13 protein-coding genes and 2 pseudogenes are annotated in these 18,365 nt (G+C 72.3%); 7 read left to right on the plus strand and 8 right to left on the minus strand.

Annotated elements, in window-relative coordinates; translation table 11 throughout:
* Positions 1–40: 40 nt before the first annotated feature.
* The gene (locus O7597_RS17590; RefSeq protein WP_269739643.1) at positions 41–3,448 is read left to right on the plus strand and encodes an AAA family ATPase; all 3,408 of its coding nucleotides are present in this window, start codon (positions 41–43) and stop codon (positions 3,446–3,448) included.
* A gap of 73 nt (positions 3,449–3,521) precedes the next feature.
* Here O7597_RS17590 and O7597_RS17595 read toward each other — a convergent pair whose 3' ends face one another.
* From O7597_RS17595 to O7597_RS17605, 3 genes are all read right to left on the minus strand, one after another.
* Positions 3,522–4,379: an ABC transporter permease gene (locus tag O7597_RS17595; protein WP_281580181.1), complete on the minus strand. Its 858-nt coding sequence runs from the start codon at positions 4,377–4,379 to the stop codon at positions 3,522–3,524.
* On the minus strand, positions 4,376–5,392 hold the full coding sequence (locus O7597_RS17600) for an ATP-binding cassette domain-containing protein (protein ID WP_164449989.1): 1,017 nt from the start codon (positions 5,390–5,392) through the stop codon (positions 4,376–4,378). The genes O7597_RS17595 and O7597_RS17600 overlap by 4 nt, the downstream gene beginning before the upstream one ends.
* A 256-nt stretch (positions 5,393–5,648) precedes the next feature.
* Positions 5,649–6,635, minus strand: a complete 987-nt coding sequence (locus O7597_RS17605; RefSeq protein WP_281580182.1) for an aldo/keto reductase — start codon at positions 6,633–6,635, stop codon at positions 5,649–5,651.
* 194 nt (positions 6,636–6,829) lie between these two features.
* Between O7597_RS17605 and O7597_RS17610 the strand changes: the two genes are divergently transcribed.
* Positions 6,830–10,012 (plus strand): NACHT domain-containing protein, encoded by a 3,183-nt coding sequence (locus tag O7597_RS17610; protein ID WP_281580183.1) that lies wholly within the window; start codon positions 6,830–6,832, stop codon positions 10,010–10,012.
* Positions 10,013–10,023: 11 nt separating this feature from the next.
* Here O7597_RS17610 and O7597_RS17615 read toward each other — a convergent pair whose 3' ends face one another.
* A complete protein-coding gene (locus O7597_RS17615) occupies positions 10,024–10,254 on the minus strand; it encodes a Rho termination factor N-terminal domain-containing protein (protein ID WP_281580184.1) in 231 nt (76 codons plus the stop codon).
* The gene (locus O7597_RS17620) at positions 10,251–11,183 is read right to left on the minus strand and encodes an AAA family ATPase (RefSeq protein ID WP_281580185.1); all 933 of its coding nucleotides are present in this window, start codon (positions 11,181–11,183) and stop codon (positions 10,251–10,253) included. Before O7597_RS17620 ends, O7597_RS17615 begins: the two co-directional genes overlap by 4 nt.
* Before the next feature lie 100 nt (positions 11,184–11,283).
* Between O7597_RS17620 and O7597_RS17625 the strand changes: the two genes are divergently transcribed.
* The 4 genes and pseudogenes from O7597_RS17625 to O7597_RS17635 all read left to right on the plus strand — a co-directional run.
* On the plus strand, positions 11,284–11,787 hold the full coding sequence (locus O7597_RS17625; protein WP_281580186.1) for a helix-turn-helix domain-containing protein: 504 nt from the start codon (positions 11,284–11,286) through the stop codon (positions 11,785–11,787).
* A gap of 88 nt (positions 11,788–11,875) precedes the next feature.
* On the plus strand, positions 11,876–13,348 hold the full coding sequence (locus O7597_RS17630; protein ID WP_281580187.1) for a serine hydrolase domain-containing protein: 1,473 nt from the start codon (positions 11,876–11,878) through the stop codon (positions 13,346–13,348).
* A 3-nt stretch (positions 13,349–13,351) separates the two neighbouring features.
* Positions 13,352–13,516 (plus strand): annotated as a pseudogene (locus O7597_RS31785) (PA domain-containing protein); the annotation flags it as partial.
* 33 nt (positions 13,517–13,549) lie between these two features.
* Positions 13,550–14,314 (plus strand): annotated as a pseudogene (locus O7597_RS17635) (M20/M25/M40 family metallo-hydrolase); the annotation flags it as partial.
* 179 nt (positions 14,315–14,493) lie between these two features.
* Here the strand turns inward: O7597_RS17635 and O7597_RS17640 are convergent.
* From O7597_RS17640 to O7597_RS17650, 3 genes are read right to left on the minus strand one after another with little or no spacing between them, the layout of a single operon-like run.
* A complete protein-coding gene (locus tag O7597_RS17640) occupies positions 14,494–15,195 on the minus strand; it encodes a hypothetical protein (protein WP_269739634.1) in 702 nt (233 codons plus the stop codon).
* Positions 15,192–15,980 carry an ABC transporter permease gene (locus tag O7597_RS17645; RefSeq protein ID WP_281580189.1) on the minus strand — a complete coding sequence of 263 codons (789 nt, stop codon included), beginning with the start codon at positions 15,978–15,980 and terminating at the stop codon, positions 15,192–15,194. The genes O7597_RS17640 and O7597_RS17645 overlap by 4 nt, the downstream gene beginning before the upstream one ends.
* Positions 15,977–16,909: an ATP-binding cassette domain-containing protein gene (locus O7597_RS17650; RefSeq protein WP_281580190.1), complete on the minus strand. Its 933-nt coding sequence runs from the start codon at positions 16,907–16,909 to the stop codon at positions 15,977–15,979. The genes O7597_RS17645 and O7597_RS17650 overlap by 4 nt, the downstream gene beginning before the upstream one ends.
* Before the next feature lie 133 nt (positions 16,910–17,042).
* Between O7597_RS17650 and O7597_RS17655 the strand changes: the two genes are divergently transcribed.
* Positions 17,043–18,284 (plus strand): histidine kinase, encoded by a 1,242-nt coding sequence (locus O7597_RS17655; RefSeq protein WP_269739631.1) that lies wholly within the window; start codon positions 17,043–17,045, stop codon positions 18,282–18,284.
* Positions 18,285–18,365: the final 81 nt, after the last annotated feature.

Raw genomic sequence — 18,365 nt, forward strand, 5'->3', positions numbered from 1 at the left:
CGGCCCGGGGTGTCGGTCCGGTCGGCTACCGTCGGTTGCCATGAGCGTGCGGGCGGGCGGATTCATGATCGGGCGGGATCATCCGGCCGGTCTGTTGCGGGCCGAGGTCGACCGCGCCACCGCCAGCCACGGCGGGCTGGTCCTGGTCGCCGGTGAGCCCGGCATCGGCAAGACCACCCTGGTCACCGCCGCCGCCGACGAGGCCCGTCGACAGGGTGCGCTGGTGCTCGGTGGCGCCTGCTGGGATTCGGCCAGCGCACCCGGCTACTGGCCGTGGACGCAGGTGTTGCGCCGGCTGCGCCGGTCGGCGGAGGACTGGACGGTGGCCCGGGAGTCGGCCGAGCCGGCGCTCGCCCTGCTGCTCGGCGAGGCGAGTCCTCTGGTGTCGGCCACCGTCCACGGTGAGGGCAGCGTCCTGACGTCGGTTCGCGGCGAGGGCGACGCGGCGGAGCAGGAGGCGTTCGCGCTCTACGACGCGGTCACCACCGCGCTGGTCGCCGTCTCGCAACGCCGGCCGGTCATGGTGATCCTCGACGACCTGCACTGGGCGGACCCGGCGTCGATGCGACTGCTGCGGTTCGCCGCCCAGCACACCTGGTTCGAGCGGCTGCTGCTCGTCGGCACCTATCGCGACGCCGAGGTGGAGGCCGCCGACCACCCGCTGCGGCCGTTGCTGATGTCGCTGGTGGCCAAGGCCACCTCGATAAGCCTCACCGGCCTCAGCCGGGACGAGGTCGGCGAGCTGATGACCCGCACCGCCGGCCGGACACCCGACGCGCACTGCGTCGACGACGTGCACCGGCGCACCGGCGGCAACCCGTTCTTCGTGGAGCAGACCGCCCGGCTCTGGCACGCCGACGGCACGCTGGCCACCATCCCTCCCGGCGTACGGGAGGTGGTGCGGCGGCGGCTGGAGCATCTACCCGCCATGGTGGTCGACGCGCTCACCGTCGCCGCCGTGCTGGGCCGGGAGTTCCACGGGGAGGTGTTGGCGGCCGGTGTCGGCCTGCCCACACCCCGGGTCGGTGAGTTGCTGGAGGTCGCGGTCACCGCCCGACTACTGCTCGGCATGGGCGACGACCGCTACGCATTCGCGCACGACCTGGTCCGCGAGACGCTCTACGACGCGCTGACCGAGGACGACCGCGCAGCGCGGCACGCCGCCGTGGTGCGGGCCGTCGAGGAGCACGACACGCTGGGCCGGTTGCTGATCCCCGCCGACGTGGCCCGCCACGCATGGCTGGCCGGTGCCCATCTGGACGAGTTCCGCGTCACCGAACTGCTGCTCGACGCCGCGCGGGACGCCAGGTGTCGACTGGCGCTCGACGAGTCCACCCTGCACCTGCGGCGGGCTCTGGAGGTGGTGCGGGACGAACTCCAACAGTTCAAGATCGTGACGACGTTGACCGACCAGCTCTTCCACTGCGGTGCCCGGGAGGAGGCGCGCCAACTGCTCAGCGAGGCCGCCGCGCTGGCCCTCACGGTCGATGACCCGGCGGTGCTGGCCCGCTTCGCACTCAACGTACGTCGCCACTGGCAACTCGACCCCGTAGCCGGCATCGACGGCGAGGCGCTGCTGCGCGAGGCGTACCGGCGGCTCATCGGCGAGCCCGCCGCCAGCGTCGGACCGGCCGTCCTGGAAGCCGACCTGATGACCGCCACCGAGACGCTCGCCCGGTCGACGCGCGACGACGAGGCACTCACCTTCAGCCTGTGGGTGCGACACGACTCCACCTGGGGGTTGGGCACCGCCGCCGACCGGTCCGCCCTCACCGGCGAGATCCGCGACGTCGCGCGTCGCAACGGTGACCGGGAGACCGAGCTGTGGTCCACCTCGCTGCGCTGGGTCGCGTTGCTGGAACTCGGCGACCCGCACTACCTCGACGAACTCACCGCCTTCGTCACCGGTGGACGACAGACCGGCAAGCCCCGGCACCAGATGGCGGCGGCCATCGACGGTGGCATCATCGCCGCCTTCCGAGGCGACTTCGCCGGTGCGCAGGCCTGCTACGACGAACTCGGCGAGCTGGACGAGTGGGAGCACTCCGACCACGCCTTCCTCGGGCATCATCTGCGTTGGGCGTTGCTGCTGCTACGGGGCCGACTCGACGATGCCGACGCGTTGCTCGACGGGCTCGCCAAGACCGATCATCCGCAGCTCGGCCTGCTGCGGGCGATCACCGCCGCCGAACGGGGTGACCACCGCACGGCGGCAGACCTCATCGCGGAGCTCGAAGCCGCGGGCACCCGGTTCGCCGGGTCGGTCTCGCCGATGTGGTTGCGGTTGCGCGCCCAGGCCACGGTCGCCGATCCGAGCCGCTGCGCCGAGGTGCGTCAGGCGCTGCTGCCGTATCGGGGCCAGTGGCTCGTCTCGCTGTACGGCTGCGACCTCAGCGGTCCGGTGGATCACTGGCTCGCCGTGGTCGACGCCGCCGAGGGGCGTTGGGACGACGCCGTCGCCGGCTTCTCCGCCGCCCGCGCCGCCGCCGACCGGATGGGTGCCCGGCCGTGGTCGCTGATCGCCCGTACCGCGCTGGTCGACGCGCTGACCGCCCGGGCTGGGCCTGACGACGCCACGATCGCCGCCGCCCTGCGTGCCGAGGCCGGGCGCGAGGCCCGCGACCTCGACATGCCGCAACTCCTGGCCCGACTCGCCGCCGTCGCACCGGTCGTGCCGGCCACCGAGGCACCCGAGCGGCCCGCGGAGGCGGTCCCGGCTTTCGGCTCGGCCACGGCCGACAGAGCGTCGGCGGGCTCGGCGTCGCCTGGCGGGTCGGTGGCCGGCGCAGTGGCGGAGCTGGCGGCTGGTCCGGTGGCGGTGGGAGCAGCCGCAGCCGGTTGGGCGTCGGCCGTGGGCGCGGTGCCAGCCGGTACGGCCGTCACCGGTGGTGCGGTCGGTCCGGCGTACGAGTTCCGTCGCGACGGGGCCGTCTGGCGACTCACCTTCGGTGGTAGCACCGTGCATCTGCCCGACGCGAAGGGGCTGCACGATCTGCGCCTGCTGCTCGGCCGTCCGGGCGTCGACGTGCCCGCCGTCGAGATGCTCGATCCGGCCGCCGGGCCGGAACTCGTCGCCGCCCGCCGGATGGGCGGCGATCAGGTGCTCGACGACGAAGCGAAGAGCCGGTACCGGCGCCACCTGGCACGGCTCGACGACGAGATCGACCTGGCGGCCGGGCGCGGCGACGAGGACAGGGTGGCGGCGCTGGACACCGAGCGGCAGGCGCTCATCGACCAGTTGCGGGCCGCCGCCGGGCTGGCCGGCCGGACCCGTCGGCTCGGTGACGAGGCGGAACGGGCCCGCAAGACGGTCACCGCCCGCATCCGCGACACGCTCCGCCGCCTCGACCAGCGGCACCCACCCCTCGCCACCCACCTGCGCGCCACCATCTCCACCGGCGCCGCCTGCCGCTACCTCCCACCCACCCCCCTCCCCTGGCACCTCTGACCAGGAGCGATCTTGGTCCGAAAGCGCCCTCCGAGGGGCGCCTCCGGACCAAGATCCAGGGCTGCGGGTCGGGTCAGCGGCGGTTGTAGCGGTGCATGGTTAGGGGGCCGAAGACGAGGATGAGGGCGGCGCTCCAGACGGCGATCCACATCATCGCCGAGGCGTCCGTGGTGCCGGCCATGGCCGCGCGTACGGACGAGACCAGGTGCGTGATCGGGTTGGCCTTGACGAACGCCTGGAGCCAGCCGGGCATGGTGGACGGGTCGACGAAGACGTTGCTCAGGAAGGTCAGCGGGAACAGCACCATCATGCTGACCCCCATCACCGACTTCTCGCTGCGCAGGATCAGCCCGAAGAACGTCCACACCCAGGAGAACGCGAAGGAGAAGACCACCAGCAGGCCGATCCCGGCGAGGACGCCGACCACGCCGCCGTCCGGGCGGAAGCCGAGCACCAGCCCGACGGTGAGGATCACCAGGGCGGCGAGGACGTAGCGCAGCACGTCGCCGACGATCATGCCGACCAGCGCGGCGGGCCGCCAGACCGGCAGCGTCCGGAACCGGTCGAAGACGCCCTTCTCGATGTCGGTGTTCAACCCGACCCCGGTGTACATGGTGATCATCACGACGCTCGTCACCATGATGCCCGGCAGGAAGAACTGCAGGTAGTCACGAGGACTGTCGGCGAGCGCGCCACCGAACAGGTACGTGAACATCAGCACCATGATGATCGGGAACGCGGTCACGTCGAACAACTGCTCCGGCACGTGCTTGATCTTCAACAGGGCCCGCCAGCTGAAGGTCAACGACGCCGACAGCGGGCTCGGCCGTGGCGGTCGGGCGCCCGGCGCGAGGACCGTCGCCAGCGCTTCGGAGGAGGGTACGAAGACCGTCGGCGCCCGGCCGGTCGAGGTGGCGGTGTCGCTGCTCATCGGGCTGCCTCCAGCTCGTCGTCCCGCTCGTCGGTGGCCGGCACGGCGGGATGGTCGGTCAGGGCCAGGAAGACCTCGTCCAGGCTGGGCTGGCCGAGGGAGAAGTCGTCGACCACGATCCCGGCCCGGGACAACTCGCCCAGGGCCCGGGCGGCCTGTGCGCTGGCGTCCAGTTCGCTGCCGTCGCCACCCACCCGGGCGGTGATCGCCACCGGGTCGGCCTCCAACTGCACCGGTACGCTCAGCGTCGCCTGCAACACCCGCTCGGCCTCGGGCCGCTGGTCGGCGTTGCGCAGCCGCAGGTGGACCGTGCCGGAGCCGACCGACGACTTCAACTCGCCCGGGGTGCCCTCCGCGATCACCCGGCCGTGGTCGACCACCGCGATCCGGCTGGCCAGCTTGTCGGCCTCGTCCAGGTACTGCGTGGTCAGCAGCACGGTCGTGCCGTGCGCGACCACCGCCCGGACGATCTCCCACACCTGGTTGCGGCTGCGCGGATCCAACCCGGTCGTCGGCTCGTCGAGGAACAGCAGGTCGGGGGTGTTGAGGATGCTCGCCGCGATGTCGATGCGCCGCCGCATGCCGCCCGAGTACTTCTTCACCTGCCGTCCGGCCGCCTCGGTCAACCCGAACGCGGCCAGCAGTTGCTCCGCCCGTTGCCGGGCGGCGGACTTGGGCAGCCCGAGCAACCGGCCGAGCAGGATGAGGTTCTCCGTGCCGGTCAGGTCCTCGTCCACCGAGGCGTACTGGCCGGTCAGGCTGACCCGGGCACGTACCGCGTCGGCCTCGGCCACCACGTCGTGACCGAACACCCGGGCCTGCCCGCCGTCGGGACGAAGCAGGGTGGCCAGCACGCGTACCGCGGTGGTCTTGCCGGCCCCGTTCGGACCGAGCAGCCCGTACACGGCACCGGCCGGAACCTGCAGGTCGATGCCGGCGAGCGCGCGGGTCTCGCCGAACGACCGGGTCAGCCCCTCGGCCTCGATGGCGAGGCCGGTGGTGCGTCTACTCATGATTGCGAAGTGTCCTTCCGTTCGTCACGTCTGTGAGCCGGGCCGCCGGACCCGGCGACCCACCACATCCCACGGGTACGACAGAATGCTCCCTCCCCGTGGCCGCCCGCCAGCTACAACGACGCTGGCCGACGGGAGTGGTCGGCTCACCACACAGGCGCGAGACGGCGGACAGCCGCCGCTAGATCTGATCTAGCGGCGGCTGTCCCGACACCACCTGCCGGCGGTGATCCGGTCCGACGGCTTGCCGGCCCCGTCACCAGGCGGTGTCGAGCCGGTGCCGCTGCTCGGGTGTCAGCGCCAGGTCCACGGCGGCGAGGCTCTCGTCCAACTGCGCCACCGAGGAGACCCCCACCAGCGGGATGGTGGGGATGTCGCCGTCGATCAGCCAGGCCAGCACCACCTGGTTGGCCGTCGCGCCGGTCTGCTCCGCCACCTCGCGCAGCGCGGCCAGCCGCACCGGCGCGCTCGGCAGGTCGTACTCCGGCCCCAGCGGCTTGTCCGGTCGCACATAGGCGCCCCGGAGCAGTGACCCGTACGACACCAGGGTCAGCCCGGGCTCGGCGCGCAGGTAGCTGGTCAGCTCGCCGCCGACCGCGCCCACGTTGCCGTCGACGTCGAGGTCGGTCGGTCCGTCGAGTCGGGCCGGCAGGTAGCTGCGGTGGTACTGGAGCACCTCGTACCCGGGCAGTCCGGCCGCCGCGGCCAGCGCTCGGGCCCGCTCCACCCGCCAGGTGCGGTGGTTGCTCGCGCCGAGCAGCCCCACGGTGCCCTCGGCGACCAGCTCGGCGAACCCCTCCACGGTCTCCCGCAAGGGCACCCGGTGATCCTCGATGTGGGCGTAGAGCAGGTCCAGCCGGTCCATGCCGAGGCGTTCCCGGCTCCGTTCGGCGGACTCCCGGATCACCTTGGCCGAGAGCCCCTCCGGGTTGTCGAGGTAGCTGGTGCCGGGGGCCAGTGGCCGGGCACCGAGCTTCGTGGCGATGACGACCTCGTCGCCGATGCCCCGGCTGCGCCGCCACCGGCCGAGCAGTTCCTCGCTCTCGCCACCCTGCCCGCCGGTCATCCAGAACGCGTAGTTGTCCGACGTGTCGATGAAGGTGCCGCCGGCCTCGACGTACCGGTCGAGGATCGCGTAGGAGGTGGCCTCGTCGGTCTTCGTGCCGAACAGCATCGCCCCGAGGCTGAGCACGCTGACCTCGCGCCGGGTACGCGGGTCGCTGCCGATCGTGCGGTACCGCATGGAAACTCCTCTCGCGCGCCCGAACCTGTGGACGCGGCACCAGCCTGCGTCTTCGAGCGCACTCGAGGTCAACCCCTTGACCCGGTCCGCTCGTCCGAAGGTCCATCGACGCTGACACCTGAGCCCGGTGCGCCCGGACGGCGCCACCCATACGGTGTGTTCCTGTCCGACGTCACACAGTGGAGGATTCACCAGTGCCGCAGCTACCGGACCTGCCTTTCGGTGTGGACTACCGGGCAGTCGGGGTCTTCCTGTTGGCGCTGCTCGTCGCGGTGATCCAGCAGTTCTTCGCCGACTGGATCAAAGCCCAGCTGGCCCGACTGTGGGGACTCGTCGCCGGCCGACGGCGCGGCATCCGGGCGGACGAGTGGCGCCGCTACCGTGCCTGGGTCGCGCGCACCTACAACCGGATGGAACTCGGCTTCGTGCGGGACGTCTCGGTCACGCTGGACGAGGTGTACGTGCCGCTGGAGTACGAGCAGGACGGCAGGCGCGTGGACGTCTACCGTGACGTGCGGGACCGGCGGCGCACGGTGATCCTCGGTGCGGCGGGAGCGGGTAAGTCGATGCTGCTGCGGCACTCGATGGTGCGCTGGGCGGCGGCGCCCGAGCGGTTCGAGCGCGTACCGGTGCTTGTGGAGCTTGCCCGGTCCAACCGGGACGGCCGCCCGATCCGGCAGCTCATCACGGAGGCGCTCGGCCGGCTCGACGACGACCCGGATGGTCGCCGCCGGCATCGGCGCGGCCGTCCGCTCGTCGCCGACGCGGCGCAGGTCGTCGAGGTGGCGTTGGCCAGTGGCCAGCTCTGCGTGTTCCTCGACGGGCTGGACGAGGTGGTCACCGAGCGACGCGGTGCGGTCGCCGAGGAGATCAAGGAGTTCGCCGAGCGCCATTCGACGACGCAGGTCGTGGTCACCTGCCGCGACGCGGTCTACGACGGTGACCTGCGGCCGGTCTTCGACCGGGAGATCCGGGTGGCCGGCTTCGACGACGCCGGGATCCGGCACTTCCTGCGGCTCTGGTTCACCCGGCGGGACGGCGGGGATGCCGAGCACCACGCACCGGGGCGGGAACGCGACGAGGTGTCGGCCGACTCCCGGCACGTCGTGGAGCAACTCCTGGCGGAACTGCGATCCAGCCCGACGGTGATGCGGCTGGCCCGCAGCCCGCTGATGCTCACGATGATCACCACCCTGTACGAGGCGGACGCCGGTGCCGGTCCGATGTTGACCAACTCGCGGGCGGAGTTCTACCAGCAGGCCGTCGAGCACCTGCTGCGCCGGGACCGGGATCTCGGCCGGCACCGCAACCTGGCCCGCTACCAGGCCGGCCACAAGCTCATGGCGCTGCGGGCGATCGCGCTGGCCGCCCAGGGTGGCCGGTCCCAGGGCACCGACCGCCGGGTGATCGGCGAGGCGGAGGTGTACGCCGAACTCGCCCGCATCCTGCCCCGGTTCCGGCTGGCCGAGGAGCACCTGCCGCGCATGGTCGACGAGATCGTGGAGCGCAGCGGGCTGTTGATCCGCATCGACGACAACAACCTGCTCTACGAGTTCGCCCACCTGACCCTGCAGGAGTACCTGGCGGCGGTGGAACTCGCGGACGATCCCGACCGGCTGCTCGGGCTCTACCGGGAGAACCCGAGCCGGTGGCGGGAGACGGTGAAACTCTGGTGCGCCGGGGCCAATCGCGACGCCTCCGGCGTGATCCGGCAGATCTTCGCCGGTGACGGCCGGGACCGGCTGCTCGCCCTGGAGTGCGTCGCCGAGGCCCGACAGCTCGACGAGAGCCTCGCCGCGACCATCGTGGACAGTCACGTCCGGCTGCTCGGTACGCCGGCCGCGGACAAACATCTGGTGCTGGCGGCGCTCGGTGCGGTGTCCGGTAACTCGGGGCCGTTCGGTCAGCGACTGTTCGACAGCCTGGCGCAGCAGGCGCGCTCCGGCGGCTCGGTGGCCGAGGACGCGGTGGTGGCCCTCGCGGAGTCCCGTCGCCGCGAGGCGATCGAGCTGCTCAGCGAGATGGCGGTGCGGGTGCCGGCGGCCCGTGCCGCCCTGCGGGCCACCGGTGAACTGGCCATTCCGACCCTCGCCGCCCGGGCCGGCGCCGGCTCGGTGGCTGCCGTCGACGACCTGGCTGCCATCGGCACTCCCGCCGCCGCGGTGGCCCTGGCGGAACAGTTGTGGGCCCGGGACCGGCAGGTTGCCGTACGCGCGGCATGGCGGCTGGCCACCCTGGTCGACGCCCCCGACGTGGAGAACGAACTGCGCACCTTCGACCCCACGGCGGCGGAGGCCGCGTCCGTGGCCGCCGAGGCGGCGCGGCTGACCGGCCGGCGGTCGGGACGGCTGCCGGGCGCGGAGTGGTACGACTGGCTGTGGGCACCGTTCGAGCCGGGCACCCCAATGGCCCGCACGATGGGGCGCCTCGGCTGGCTGATCCTGGAGTCGACCGACGACGCGCCGGGTGACCTCGGCACCGTCGACGTGCGTCTCGCGATCGGCCTCGTTGCGCGCCCCGATGCGGTCAGCGCCGGCAAGGCGTCGAAGGAACTGACCGATGAGCTCAATCGCAAGGCGCACAGCCTCGGCTACAAGCGGCTGCTCTCCGGAGCCTTCGGCGCGTACGAGATCCGCGACATGCTCGACCTGGTGGCCCGGCGGGAGCCCGAGGCCGCGCGCGACCTGGCGGTGCAGGCGTTGGGGTCTCGGGTGTCCGGTTGGCGGGCCGCGTTGCTGACCCGGCTGCCCATGCCGGTGTTGACGGAGTTGGCCAGTCGACTGTGGACAGGTGGCGTGCTCGACGCCGACCTGCGGGACTGGCGGACGCTCAACGAGCGGCCCGAGGCGCCCACGGTCCTGACCTTCCTGCGCAACGTCGCCGTGACGCTCGGGGCGCTGGCCGGTGTGGTCCTGGTCGGCATCGCCGTCATTCGCTCGTTCAGCACGGTGATCGGCCGCCAGGGGGGATGGGGGAAGGAGGATCTGGCGGCCCTCGTGCTGGTGTGTACGGCTTTTCTGGTTATCTCGTTCGTGGTCGCACTGTTCATGCCGGCCGACCACGACCTGTTGTGGCTGCCTGCCGTCGTCCTGATGATCAGCGGGGTCGGGCTGATGGTTGCGGGTGCGCCTGTCGCGTTCGCCACGGTGACCGGTTGGCTGGGCGTCACGCTCACGGTCGTGGTGGCGGCGGTTCTGGTGGGCGCGATGGTCGTGCTGGTGCGCTGGACCCGCCACCGGGAGCGGGCGTTGCGCAATCCGTACCGGGCGCTGCTCGACCGGGCACCGACTGCCCGCACCGCCGAGCAGACCGTGATCGGTCGTCAGGCCACCGGAGGTAGCGGTCGGTCACGGCAGGCGGTGAGGACCGGCGGCTGAGCTGTGCCGGATCAGCGGCGACGCAACGCGGTCGAGGCGAGTCGGTAGCCGATGGTGTGCTCGACAAGCCGCTCGACCAGGTCCGCCTTGCGCAGCCCGCCGACGCCGCGCAACCCCAGCTGCGCGGCCAGCTCCCGCAGGTCGCGCAGCGGCCAGGAGGAGAGGTACGCGGAACCGTCGGCGCGGCTGCCCATCGTCGCCAGCCGGTCGACGGCGACGGTCAGGTCCGGTCGCTCGCTCATGCCGGCTGCCGGTCGGGCTGGAGGTGGTCGAGGAACTCGGTGGCGAGGCGGCGCAGCTCGTCGCGTACGGCGGGCACCGTGACGCGGTCGCGCAGCACCACCGGCACGCCGCGCGGGGTGTTCGTCGCGTAGAGCGTGACGTTCTCCCGCAGCGCGGTGGGGAAGACCGGCAGACCCAGGTTGCGGACCTGGTCCATGTAGGTCTGGTGGGTGGCGATGGGTTGCTGGGACAGCAACTGGATCATCGTAAAGACCACGCCGGCCACGTCGGGGGCGACCTTCTGGTGCCGGCGTACGGTGGCGAACCGGCGGGCGTCGGAGTTGTACTGCTCGACCAGTTCCCGCACGTTGCCGTGCAGGTAGTCGATGCCCAGGGTGGACAGGTAGTCGGCCCGGGCCGGAATGACCAGGTGGTCGCTGGCGATGATGGCCGACTGGGTGACCACGTTGAAGTTCGGCGGGCAGTCGATCAGCACCATGTCGTACGGGTCGAGCCCGTCGGCGAGCAGTCCTTCGGCGAGTGACCCGCGGACCCGGAACAGTTCGGCGTCGTACTCCTCGCCACCGGCGACGCTGCGGGCCAGGGCCAGGTCGATGTCCACGAGTTGCAGATGCGACGCGATCAGGTCGAGCCGGCCGGCACCGCTGAGCCGGGAGTTCGCCGGGCCGGGTGACACCACAAGTTCACTGAGCGTGACCGGCGGGCTGCCCTCGCGCAGGCCGTCGTACCAGCGTTTCACCGTCCGGGTGTCGCGCAGCCGCTCCCGCCAGTCGTCCGGGTCGTAGAAGCCGAAGGTCAGGCTGGCCTGTGGGTCGAGGTCGATGAGCAGCACCTTCATCCCCCGGTTGGCCAGTTCGGCACCGAGGTTGGCGGTCACCGTGGTCTTGCCGACCCCGCCCTTGTAGTTGATCACGGACACGACGTACATCGACGTACCTCCCCAAGACGACTGACGGTAGCGGTCCGTCCGGCGAAAAGTCGATCATCCTCGGCTTGCACGTAAGTACGTAAGTTCGTACTCTCGAACTATGGCGGACGTGGAGGAACGGTTGGCGGCGCTGGAGGCGCAGGTCGCCGAGCTGATCGAGCGGCTCGGCGGCGGTGCGGGTCCGGCTCCGCCGCCGGAGGGGGTCTTCTGGGCGCTCGACGGGCTCAAGCAGCGACTGCCCACCGACGGTGCCGGCGCCGTGCTCTACACCGGCACGGTCCGGGTCGGCGGGCAGCATTACGACTGGCAGTACGGGCGGGGCGTCGAGGACCTGCTGGCCGACGACTGGGCCGACCTGCCGGTCGTCCTGTCGGCGCTGGCCCACCCGGTGCGCCTGCGGCTGCTGCGGGAGATCCTCGGCGGCCGGCAGGGCACCGCCGAGCTGGCCGGGATCGAGGACCTGGGCACCACCGGCCAGCTGCACCACCACCTGCGCCAGCTCACCGCCGCCGGCTGGCTGCGCAGCGCCGGCCGGGGCCGGTACGCCATCCCCGCCGAGCGGGTGGTGCCGCTGCTGGCCATCCTCACCGCCGCCGGTCGTTGACCACCACCGACTGTCGCGGCAGGAGACCACCACCGTGGCCGGCACGACTGCCCCGCGTCGATCCGGCAGGGCACGGAAGGAGCACGTCATGCGCAAGACCTCCGTCATCGCCCTGGTCGCCGGCATGGTCGCCGGTCTGGCCGGGCTCGGCCTCATGCCCCGGCAACCCCGGCTGACCGCCCAGACGACCGGCGACGCCGACCTGGCCGCCGCCGCCCGGGCGGCCGTGGCCGACCCCGCCGGCTACCGTGGCCTCGCCGTCGCCCTGATCGACGGAGGGCGGATCCGCACCGCCGGCCTCGGTGACCGGGACCGCGCCGGCAACCCGGTCCGGCCGGACACGCCGTTCGAGACCGGATCGGTGCCCAAGGTGCTCACCGGCATGCTGCTGGCCCACCAGGTCAGCGTCGGGGCGGTACGCCCCGACGACACTCTCGGCGCGACCTGGCCGGCGATCACCGGTGCCGCCCGGGAGGTGACCCTGGCCGAGCTGGCCAGCCACCGCGCCGGGCTGCCCCGGATCGTGCTCAGCTCGGTCACCGACTGGGCTCGCACGATCTGGGCCAACTACGCGGCCGGCAACCCGTACGCCGGGCAGGACGTCGACCGGGTCCGCGCCGCCGCGAACGACCAGACACCCGGCGACGGCCGGGGCGAGGTCCACTACTCGAATCTCGGCATGGCGCTGCTCGGCCAGGCTCTCGCGGCCGACGCCGGCACCGGCTATCCCGAGCTGCTCGACCGGGAACTGCTGACCCCGCTGGGCATGACCGCGACCATCCAGGTCACCAGCGCGCAGGCGCTGCCCGCCGAGCGGGCGGAGGGCACTCTCGGCAGTGGTCGCACACCCGACCCGTGGATCGGCACCGGATACGCCCCCGCAGGCCTGGGTTACTGGTCCACAGCGGAGGACCTGGCGCGACTCGTCGCGGCCACGGCCGCCGGTACCGCACCCGGCGCCGATGCCCGCGACCCGCGCTTCGACCACACCGACCGCACCCGCATCGGGTACGGCTGGCTCACCACCCGCTACGGCGACCGTGAGATCACCTGGCACAACGGTGCCACAGGTGGCTTCTACTCGTACGTCGGCTTCGACCGGGCCACCGGGCGGGGTGTGGTGGTGCTCGGCAACACCGACAGGGGAGTGGAACCCGTCGGGTTGCGGCTGCTCGGGGTGCCCCGTGAGGAAGCCGGCACCGCCTCGCCGGCTCGGCCGACCTGGATCGGAGTCGGGATCGGGCTGCTGTTCACCTTCATCGGTGGCCTTTCACTGATCGGCACCGCGCTGCGCCCCGCGGCGGACCGGCTCACCGTGCTGTCGGGAGGTGTCTGGGCGATCGTCTACCCGGCTCTTGGTCACCAGCTCGGTGACTGGTCGGCCGTGCCCGGATGGCTCTGGCCGCTCGGGCTGGTGGCCTCCGGCGTCGGGCTGGCCCTGGCCGTCCAACGCTGGCGAGGCCTACCGGTCAACGGGGCGACGCGGCCCTGGCTGCGGGTGGCGGCGACGGCCGGCTCATTTGTCGTCGCGACGGCGCTCGCCGTCGCCCTGGTGCGCTGAGCGGTGCGGTGCGGGTGCGCGTCGAACGCGGAGGCGGCAGGCGCCACCGGCGCGATCATCATGAACCAGGGTAACGGTACGCCGGAGGCCAACGCGGACCGCTACGACCTGTTCGCCGGCACCCTCAGCGCACCCGTGGGCATCCCCACCGTCTCGGTGTCCTACTACACAGGTGAGCAGTTCGCCGCCACCGCCGGCCTGGTGGTACGGATCGAGGCCGACACCACGTCGGAGATCCGCAGCACCGAGAACGTATTCGCGCAGACCCGGCACGGTCGCACCGACAACGTGGTCATGGCCGGAGCGCACCTCGACTCGGATCCGGCCGGTCCGGGCTACAACGACAACGGCACCGGCAGCGCGGCGCTGCTCGAGGTGGCGCTGCAGATGGCCAAGGTGAAGCCGAAGAACGCTGTCCGCTTCGCCTGGTGGGGCGCGGAGGAGGCGGGCCTCGTCGGTTCGCAGTACTACGTGGACAGCCTGACCGAGCAGCAGGTCGCCGACATCGCCCTCTACCTGAACTTCGACATGGTCGGTTCGCCGAACTACGTCTTCGGGGTGTACGACGGCGACGACTCCGCCCAGCAGGGCTCCGGCCCGGGTCCGGAAGGTTCGGCGGAGATCGAGAAGGTGTTCGAGAAGTTCTTCGCTTCCCGCAAGTTGCCCACCGTGCCGTCCGACTTCACCGGTCGCTCGGACTACGGCCCGTTCATCGCCGCCGGTGTCGACATCCCGGCCGGTGGCCTGTTCACCGGTGCCGAGGGCGTCAAGACGGAGGCCGAGGTCGCGCTCTTCGGCGGGCTGGCCGATGTCTCCTACGACCCCTGCTACCACCAGGCCTGCGACAGCCGCACGCCGGTCGCCGACGGCGCTGACGCGGCGATCTACCAGGCGTTGGGCAAGAAGTACCGGCTCCAGGGCAACGTGAACGTCTTCGCGCTCGACGTCAACGCCGACGCCATCGCCACCGCCGTGATCACGTTCGCGTACGACACCTCGAAGGTGAACGGCGTGACGACGCCCGGCAAGGGCAGGCACGGCCACAAACACGGTCATGGCCACAAGCACGGCCACGGCCACCACTGGAGGTAGGCGACCATGCGCCAGGCGGGCCGGACCTGGTCTCGGGGTCCGGCCCGCCCCGGTCAGTCGGGCAGTGCGGCTCGGCGGGTCAGCCGGAAGTGTTGTCGTTTGCCGTCGTCGCGGACCACCACGCCGTAGCGGGACAGTTCGGCGCGCAGTTCCCTGGCCTCGCCGCCCCGGTCGTGCTTCAACGCCTCCTGCCGTGCGCGCAGCAGCGCGTTCGCGCCCGCCGGCAAACCGGGCAGGTCGGGCACCCAGAGCCGGTACGCCGCGCGGTGCGGATCCGCCTCCGCCCACGGCCAACCGTGCTCCCGGAAGGCTTCGGCCAGCTCCCTCGCCGGCAGGTCGACCGACTGGCGGGCCAGCTCGGCGTCGTCCGCGTCGAGCAGCACCAGGTGCTTGCCGTCCAGGTAGACAGCCCGGGTGTCGCGCCGGTCGATCTCCCGTTCGGAGCTGCCTTCCCGCAGCCGGACCTCGGCACCGGACACGGTCACCCGTACCCGCTCGGCGGTGCCGATGGCGGCGATCACCAGCCCGACCAGGATCCCGACACCCACCCCACCGGGTAGCGAGTACGTGTCGGGCAGGCCGTCGAGCGCTCGGAACAGGCCCTGCACCGGAGCCCAGGGCAGGTCGGCCACCCAGCCGGACCCGGCCACCACCAACCCACCCAGCGCGCCGCCGACCAACGGGATCCCGCCCCAGAGCACGACCAGCTCGGTGATGCCACCGCTCACCACGGTCGGCGACCCGTACGCCCTCACGCCACCTCCCGCCGCATGGCGCGGACCGTACCGGCTACCACCGGCACAACCAACCACAGCACCAGTGACACCGCCAGTCGCTGCCACTGCCCGGCTGTCACCTCGGCCGTGAACAGCGGTTCCATGGTCCGCCCGGTGTCCAACCACTCGGCCGCGCGGTTCAGCGGCCGGACCAGTTCTCCCACGATCGACCAGATGATCGGCAGCACCAGGTAGCTCACGATGGCCAGCGGAGTGTTCAGCAGCAGCAGGCCGAACCCCGCACCCATCAGCACGCTCGCCACCTGGAACACCACGGCGTGCGCCACGAGCGCTCCCTCGATCCGCCAGGTGCCCGCGCCACCCGTGGCACCGGCGATCGCCGTGCCGACGGCGGCGAACGCCAGGCTGCTCAGCACCGCCCCGAGCGCCGCCAGCACCACCGCGACGAGCTTGGCGGTGATCACCCGTTCCCGGCGCGGCACCAGGGCGAACGTGGTGAGCGCGGTGCGCTGGGACCACTCACTGGTGATCGACAGGATGCCGAGCACCGGCAGCAGTACCCCGACCGGCAGCAGGGCAGTGGTGAAGAAGACCGCGAAGTTCTGTTCCGGCGCTTCGGCGTACACCAGGAGGAGCGCGACGATCACGGCGCTGACCAGGCCGATGGTGATCAGCAACCAGCGGCCGGCCCGGGTGTCGACGAGTTTGCGCAGCTCCACGGCGGTCAGCCGGGCCAGCGACGGTAGGTGTTCGGCCGAGCGGTGACCCGGGACAACCTCTGGTGCGGTGCTGACGGTGGTCATCGGACGACCTCCCCGGTCGGTTCGGCGCTGGTGGTGGAGTGCGGGACGGGGCCCGGTGCGGTGGCGGTCAGGGTGAGGAACAGCTGTTCCAGGCCACCGCCGCCGGCCGGACGTAGCTCACCGAGGGCGACCCCGGCGGTCCGGGCGATCTCGCCGACCGTGTCGGTGTCGGCGCCGACCAGCAGGCCCTCGGAGCCCTCGCTGACCGTCAGGCCGGCCCGCCGCAGCGCGGCCCGCAACGCCGCGCCGTCGCGGGCCCGCACCACGGTGCCGGCACCGGCCAGCAGCTCGTCCTTGCCGCCCTGGGCCACGATCCGGCCACTCCCGATGACCACCAGCCGGTCCGCGACCGCCTCCACCTCGCGCAGCAGGTGGGAGGAGAGCAGCACGGTGCCGCCCCGGTCGGCGAAGTCCCGGAGCAGGCCGCGCATCCAGAAGATGCCTTCCGGGTCGAGGCCGTTGGCCGGCTCGTCCAGGACGAGCACCCGGGGGTCGCCGAGCAGCGCGTGTGCCAGGCCAAGCCGCTGGCGCATGCCCAGCGAGTACGCCCGCACCCGGCGTCGGGCGGCGGTCGGGCCCAGCCCCACGCGGTCGAGCAGCTCGCCGACCCGGCGCCGGTCGACGCCCATCGTCGCCGCCGCCACGGCCAGTGCCTCCCGGCCGGTCCGCCCGGCGTGCTGGGCGGAGGCGTCCAGCAGCACCCCGACCGTACGGCCCGGGTTGGGCAGTTGCCGGTACGGCCGACCGTCGACGGTGGCGGCACCGGCGGTCGGTGGGGTGAGCCCGCAGATCATGCGCATGGTGGTGGACTTGCCGGCCCCGTTCGGACCCAGGAAGCCGGTGACGGTGCCCGGTTCGCAGTGGAACGACACGTCCTCGACGGCGGTGTGCCGCCCGTACCGTTTGGTGAGCTGGTGTACGGCGATCATGGCTGCCAGCCTGTCCGAGCCGGTCGGTCGTCCGCAGCGGCCATCGGTCTGGTCCGCGCAGACCAAGGTCGACGCCGAGGTCTCGACTTTGGTAGCTGGTCCGGTGCCCGATCGGCTGCCTACCATTGCGCCTGTGAGCAGCGCCGTCGTACTGGAGCACCCGGGTCTGCTGCCCGGGTCGCTCGGCGCCGCGCCGCTCCGTGCCCGGCGCACCGCCCGCGACTGGCTGGTCGACAGCCTCGCCTTCCTGATCTCTCTGGCCTGGGTGGTGCTGGCCACCTTCGACGCCGCCTCCCCGAACCCGACGTTCGCCGACCGGTTGCCCCACGACTGGATGATCGTCACGGACGCGTTCTTCGGCCAGGTCTGCACGGCCGCACTCTGGTTGCGGCGTCGCTGGCCGGTGGGGGTGGCCATGGCGACGCTGCCGTTGGCGATGTTCTCCGTCGCCTCCAGCATCGCCCTGGTGATCATCTACTTCACGGTGGTGGTGCACCGTCGGACGGCAGTCGCCCTGGCCGTCACCAGTGCCGGGCTCGTCACCAATTTCCTCTTCGCCCTGCTGCGTCCCGACCCCTCCGGCTCGTACTGGATATCCACCCTCTGGGGAGGGGTGATCACCCTGCTGGTGCTGGCCTGGGGCATGTTCGTGCGGGCGCGCCGGCAACTGGTGCTGTCGTTGCGGGAGCGCGCCGAGCGGGCCGAGGCCGAGCAGCAGCTACGGGTCGCACAGGCCCGGCAGTTGGAGCGCACCCGCATCGCCCGGGAGATGCACGACGTGCTCGCCCACCGGATCTCCCTGCTCAGCCTGCACGCCGGGGCGCTGGAGTTCCGCCCCGACGCGCCTGCGCCGGAGGTGGCCCGGGCGGCCGGGGTGATCCGGGACAGCGCACACGCCGCCCTTCAGGACCTGCGCGCGGTGATCGGCGTGCTGCGCGCCGAGACCGCGTTGCCCGACGACCCGGAACGCCCCCAGCCGACCCTCGACGACCTGCCCGCCCTGATCGCCGAGTCCCGGGCCGCCGGAACTCGCGTCGACCTGCGGGAACAGGTCGCCGTGCCGGACCGGCTACCGGAGGCCGTGGGGCGCAGCGCCTACCGCATCGTGCAGGAGGGGCTCACCAACGCCCGCAAGCACGCCCACGGCGCCGCCGTCACCGTCGGCCTCGACGGGGCGCCGGGTGACGGGCTGCGGGTGGAGATCCGCAACCGCAGGCCGGTGGGCGAGGTGCCCCGGACGACCATCCCCGGCACCGGCACCGGCCTGGTCGGCATCGCCGAGCGGGTCAGTCTGGCCGGCGGCCGGCTGGAGCACGGCTGCGACGAGCGGGGCGACTTCCGGTTGGCCGCGTGGCTGCCGTGGCCGGCGACGTGACCGGCCCGGGGCCGGCCGCCGAGGGCGATGGCGCGGCGTCGGCGGCTGCCGCCGACGCGCCCGCTGCCGGCGGCGGGCAGA

Origin of the sequence: Verrucosispora sp. WMMC514 (genome assembly GCF_027497295.1) — a bacterium.
GTDB lineage: Bacteria > Actinomycetota > Actinomycetes > Mycobacteriales > Micromonosporaceae > Micromonospora > Micromonospora palythoicola.

What these genes read in the sequence shown, in the direction of transcription:
- O7597_RS17590 (WP_269739643.1), top strand. Translation starts at nt 41, where the DNA reads ATGAGCGTGCGGGCGGGCGGATTCATGATCGGGCGGGATCATCCGGCC.
- O7597_RS17595 (WP_281580181.1), bottom strand. Translation starts at nt 4,379, where the DNA reads ATGAGCAGCGACACCGCCACCTCGACCGGCCGGGCGCCGACGGTCTTC.
- O7597_RS17600 (WP_164449989.1), bottom strand. Translation starts at nt 5,392, where the DNA reads ATGAGTAGACGCACCACCGGCCTCGCCATCGAGGCCGAGGGGCTGACC.
- O7597_RS17605 (WP_281580182.1), bottom strand. Translation starts at nt 6,635, where the DNA reads ATGCGGTACCGCACGATCGGCAGCGACCCGCGTACCCGGCGCGAGGTC.
- O7597_RS17615 (WP_281580184.1), bottom strand. Translation starts at nt 10,254, where the DNA reads ATGAGCGAGCGACCGGACCTGACCGTCGCCGTCGACCGGCTGGCGACG.
- O7597_RS17620 (WP_281580185.1), bottom strand. Translation starts at nt 11,183, where the DNA reads ATGTACGTCGTGTCCGTGATCAACTACAAGGGCGGGGTCGGCAAGACC.
- O7597_RS17625 (WP_281580186.1), top strand. Translation starts at nt 11,284, where the DNA reads ATGGCGGACGTGGAGGAACGGTTGGCGGCGCTGGAGGCGCAGGTCGCC.
- O7597_RS17630 (WP_281580187.1), top strand. Translation starts at nt 11,876, where the DNA reads ATGCGCAAGACCTCCGTCATCGCCCTGGTCGCCGGCATGGTCGCCGGT.
- O7597_RS17645 (WP_281580189.1), bottom strand. Translation starts at nt 15,980, where the DNA reads ATGACCACCGTCAGCACCGCACCAGAGGTTGTCCCGGGTCACCGCTCG.
- O7597_RS17650 (WP_281580190.1), bottom strand. Translation starts at nt 16,909, where the DNA reads ATGATCGCCGTACACCAGCTCACCAAACGGTACGGGCGGCACACCGCC.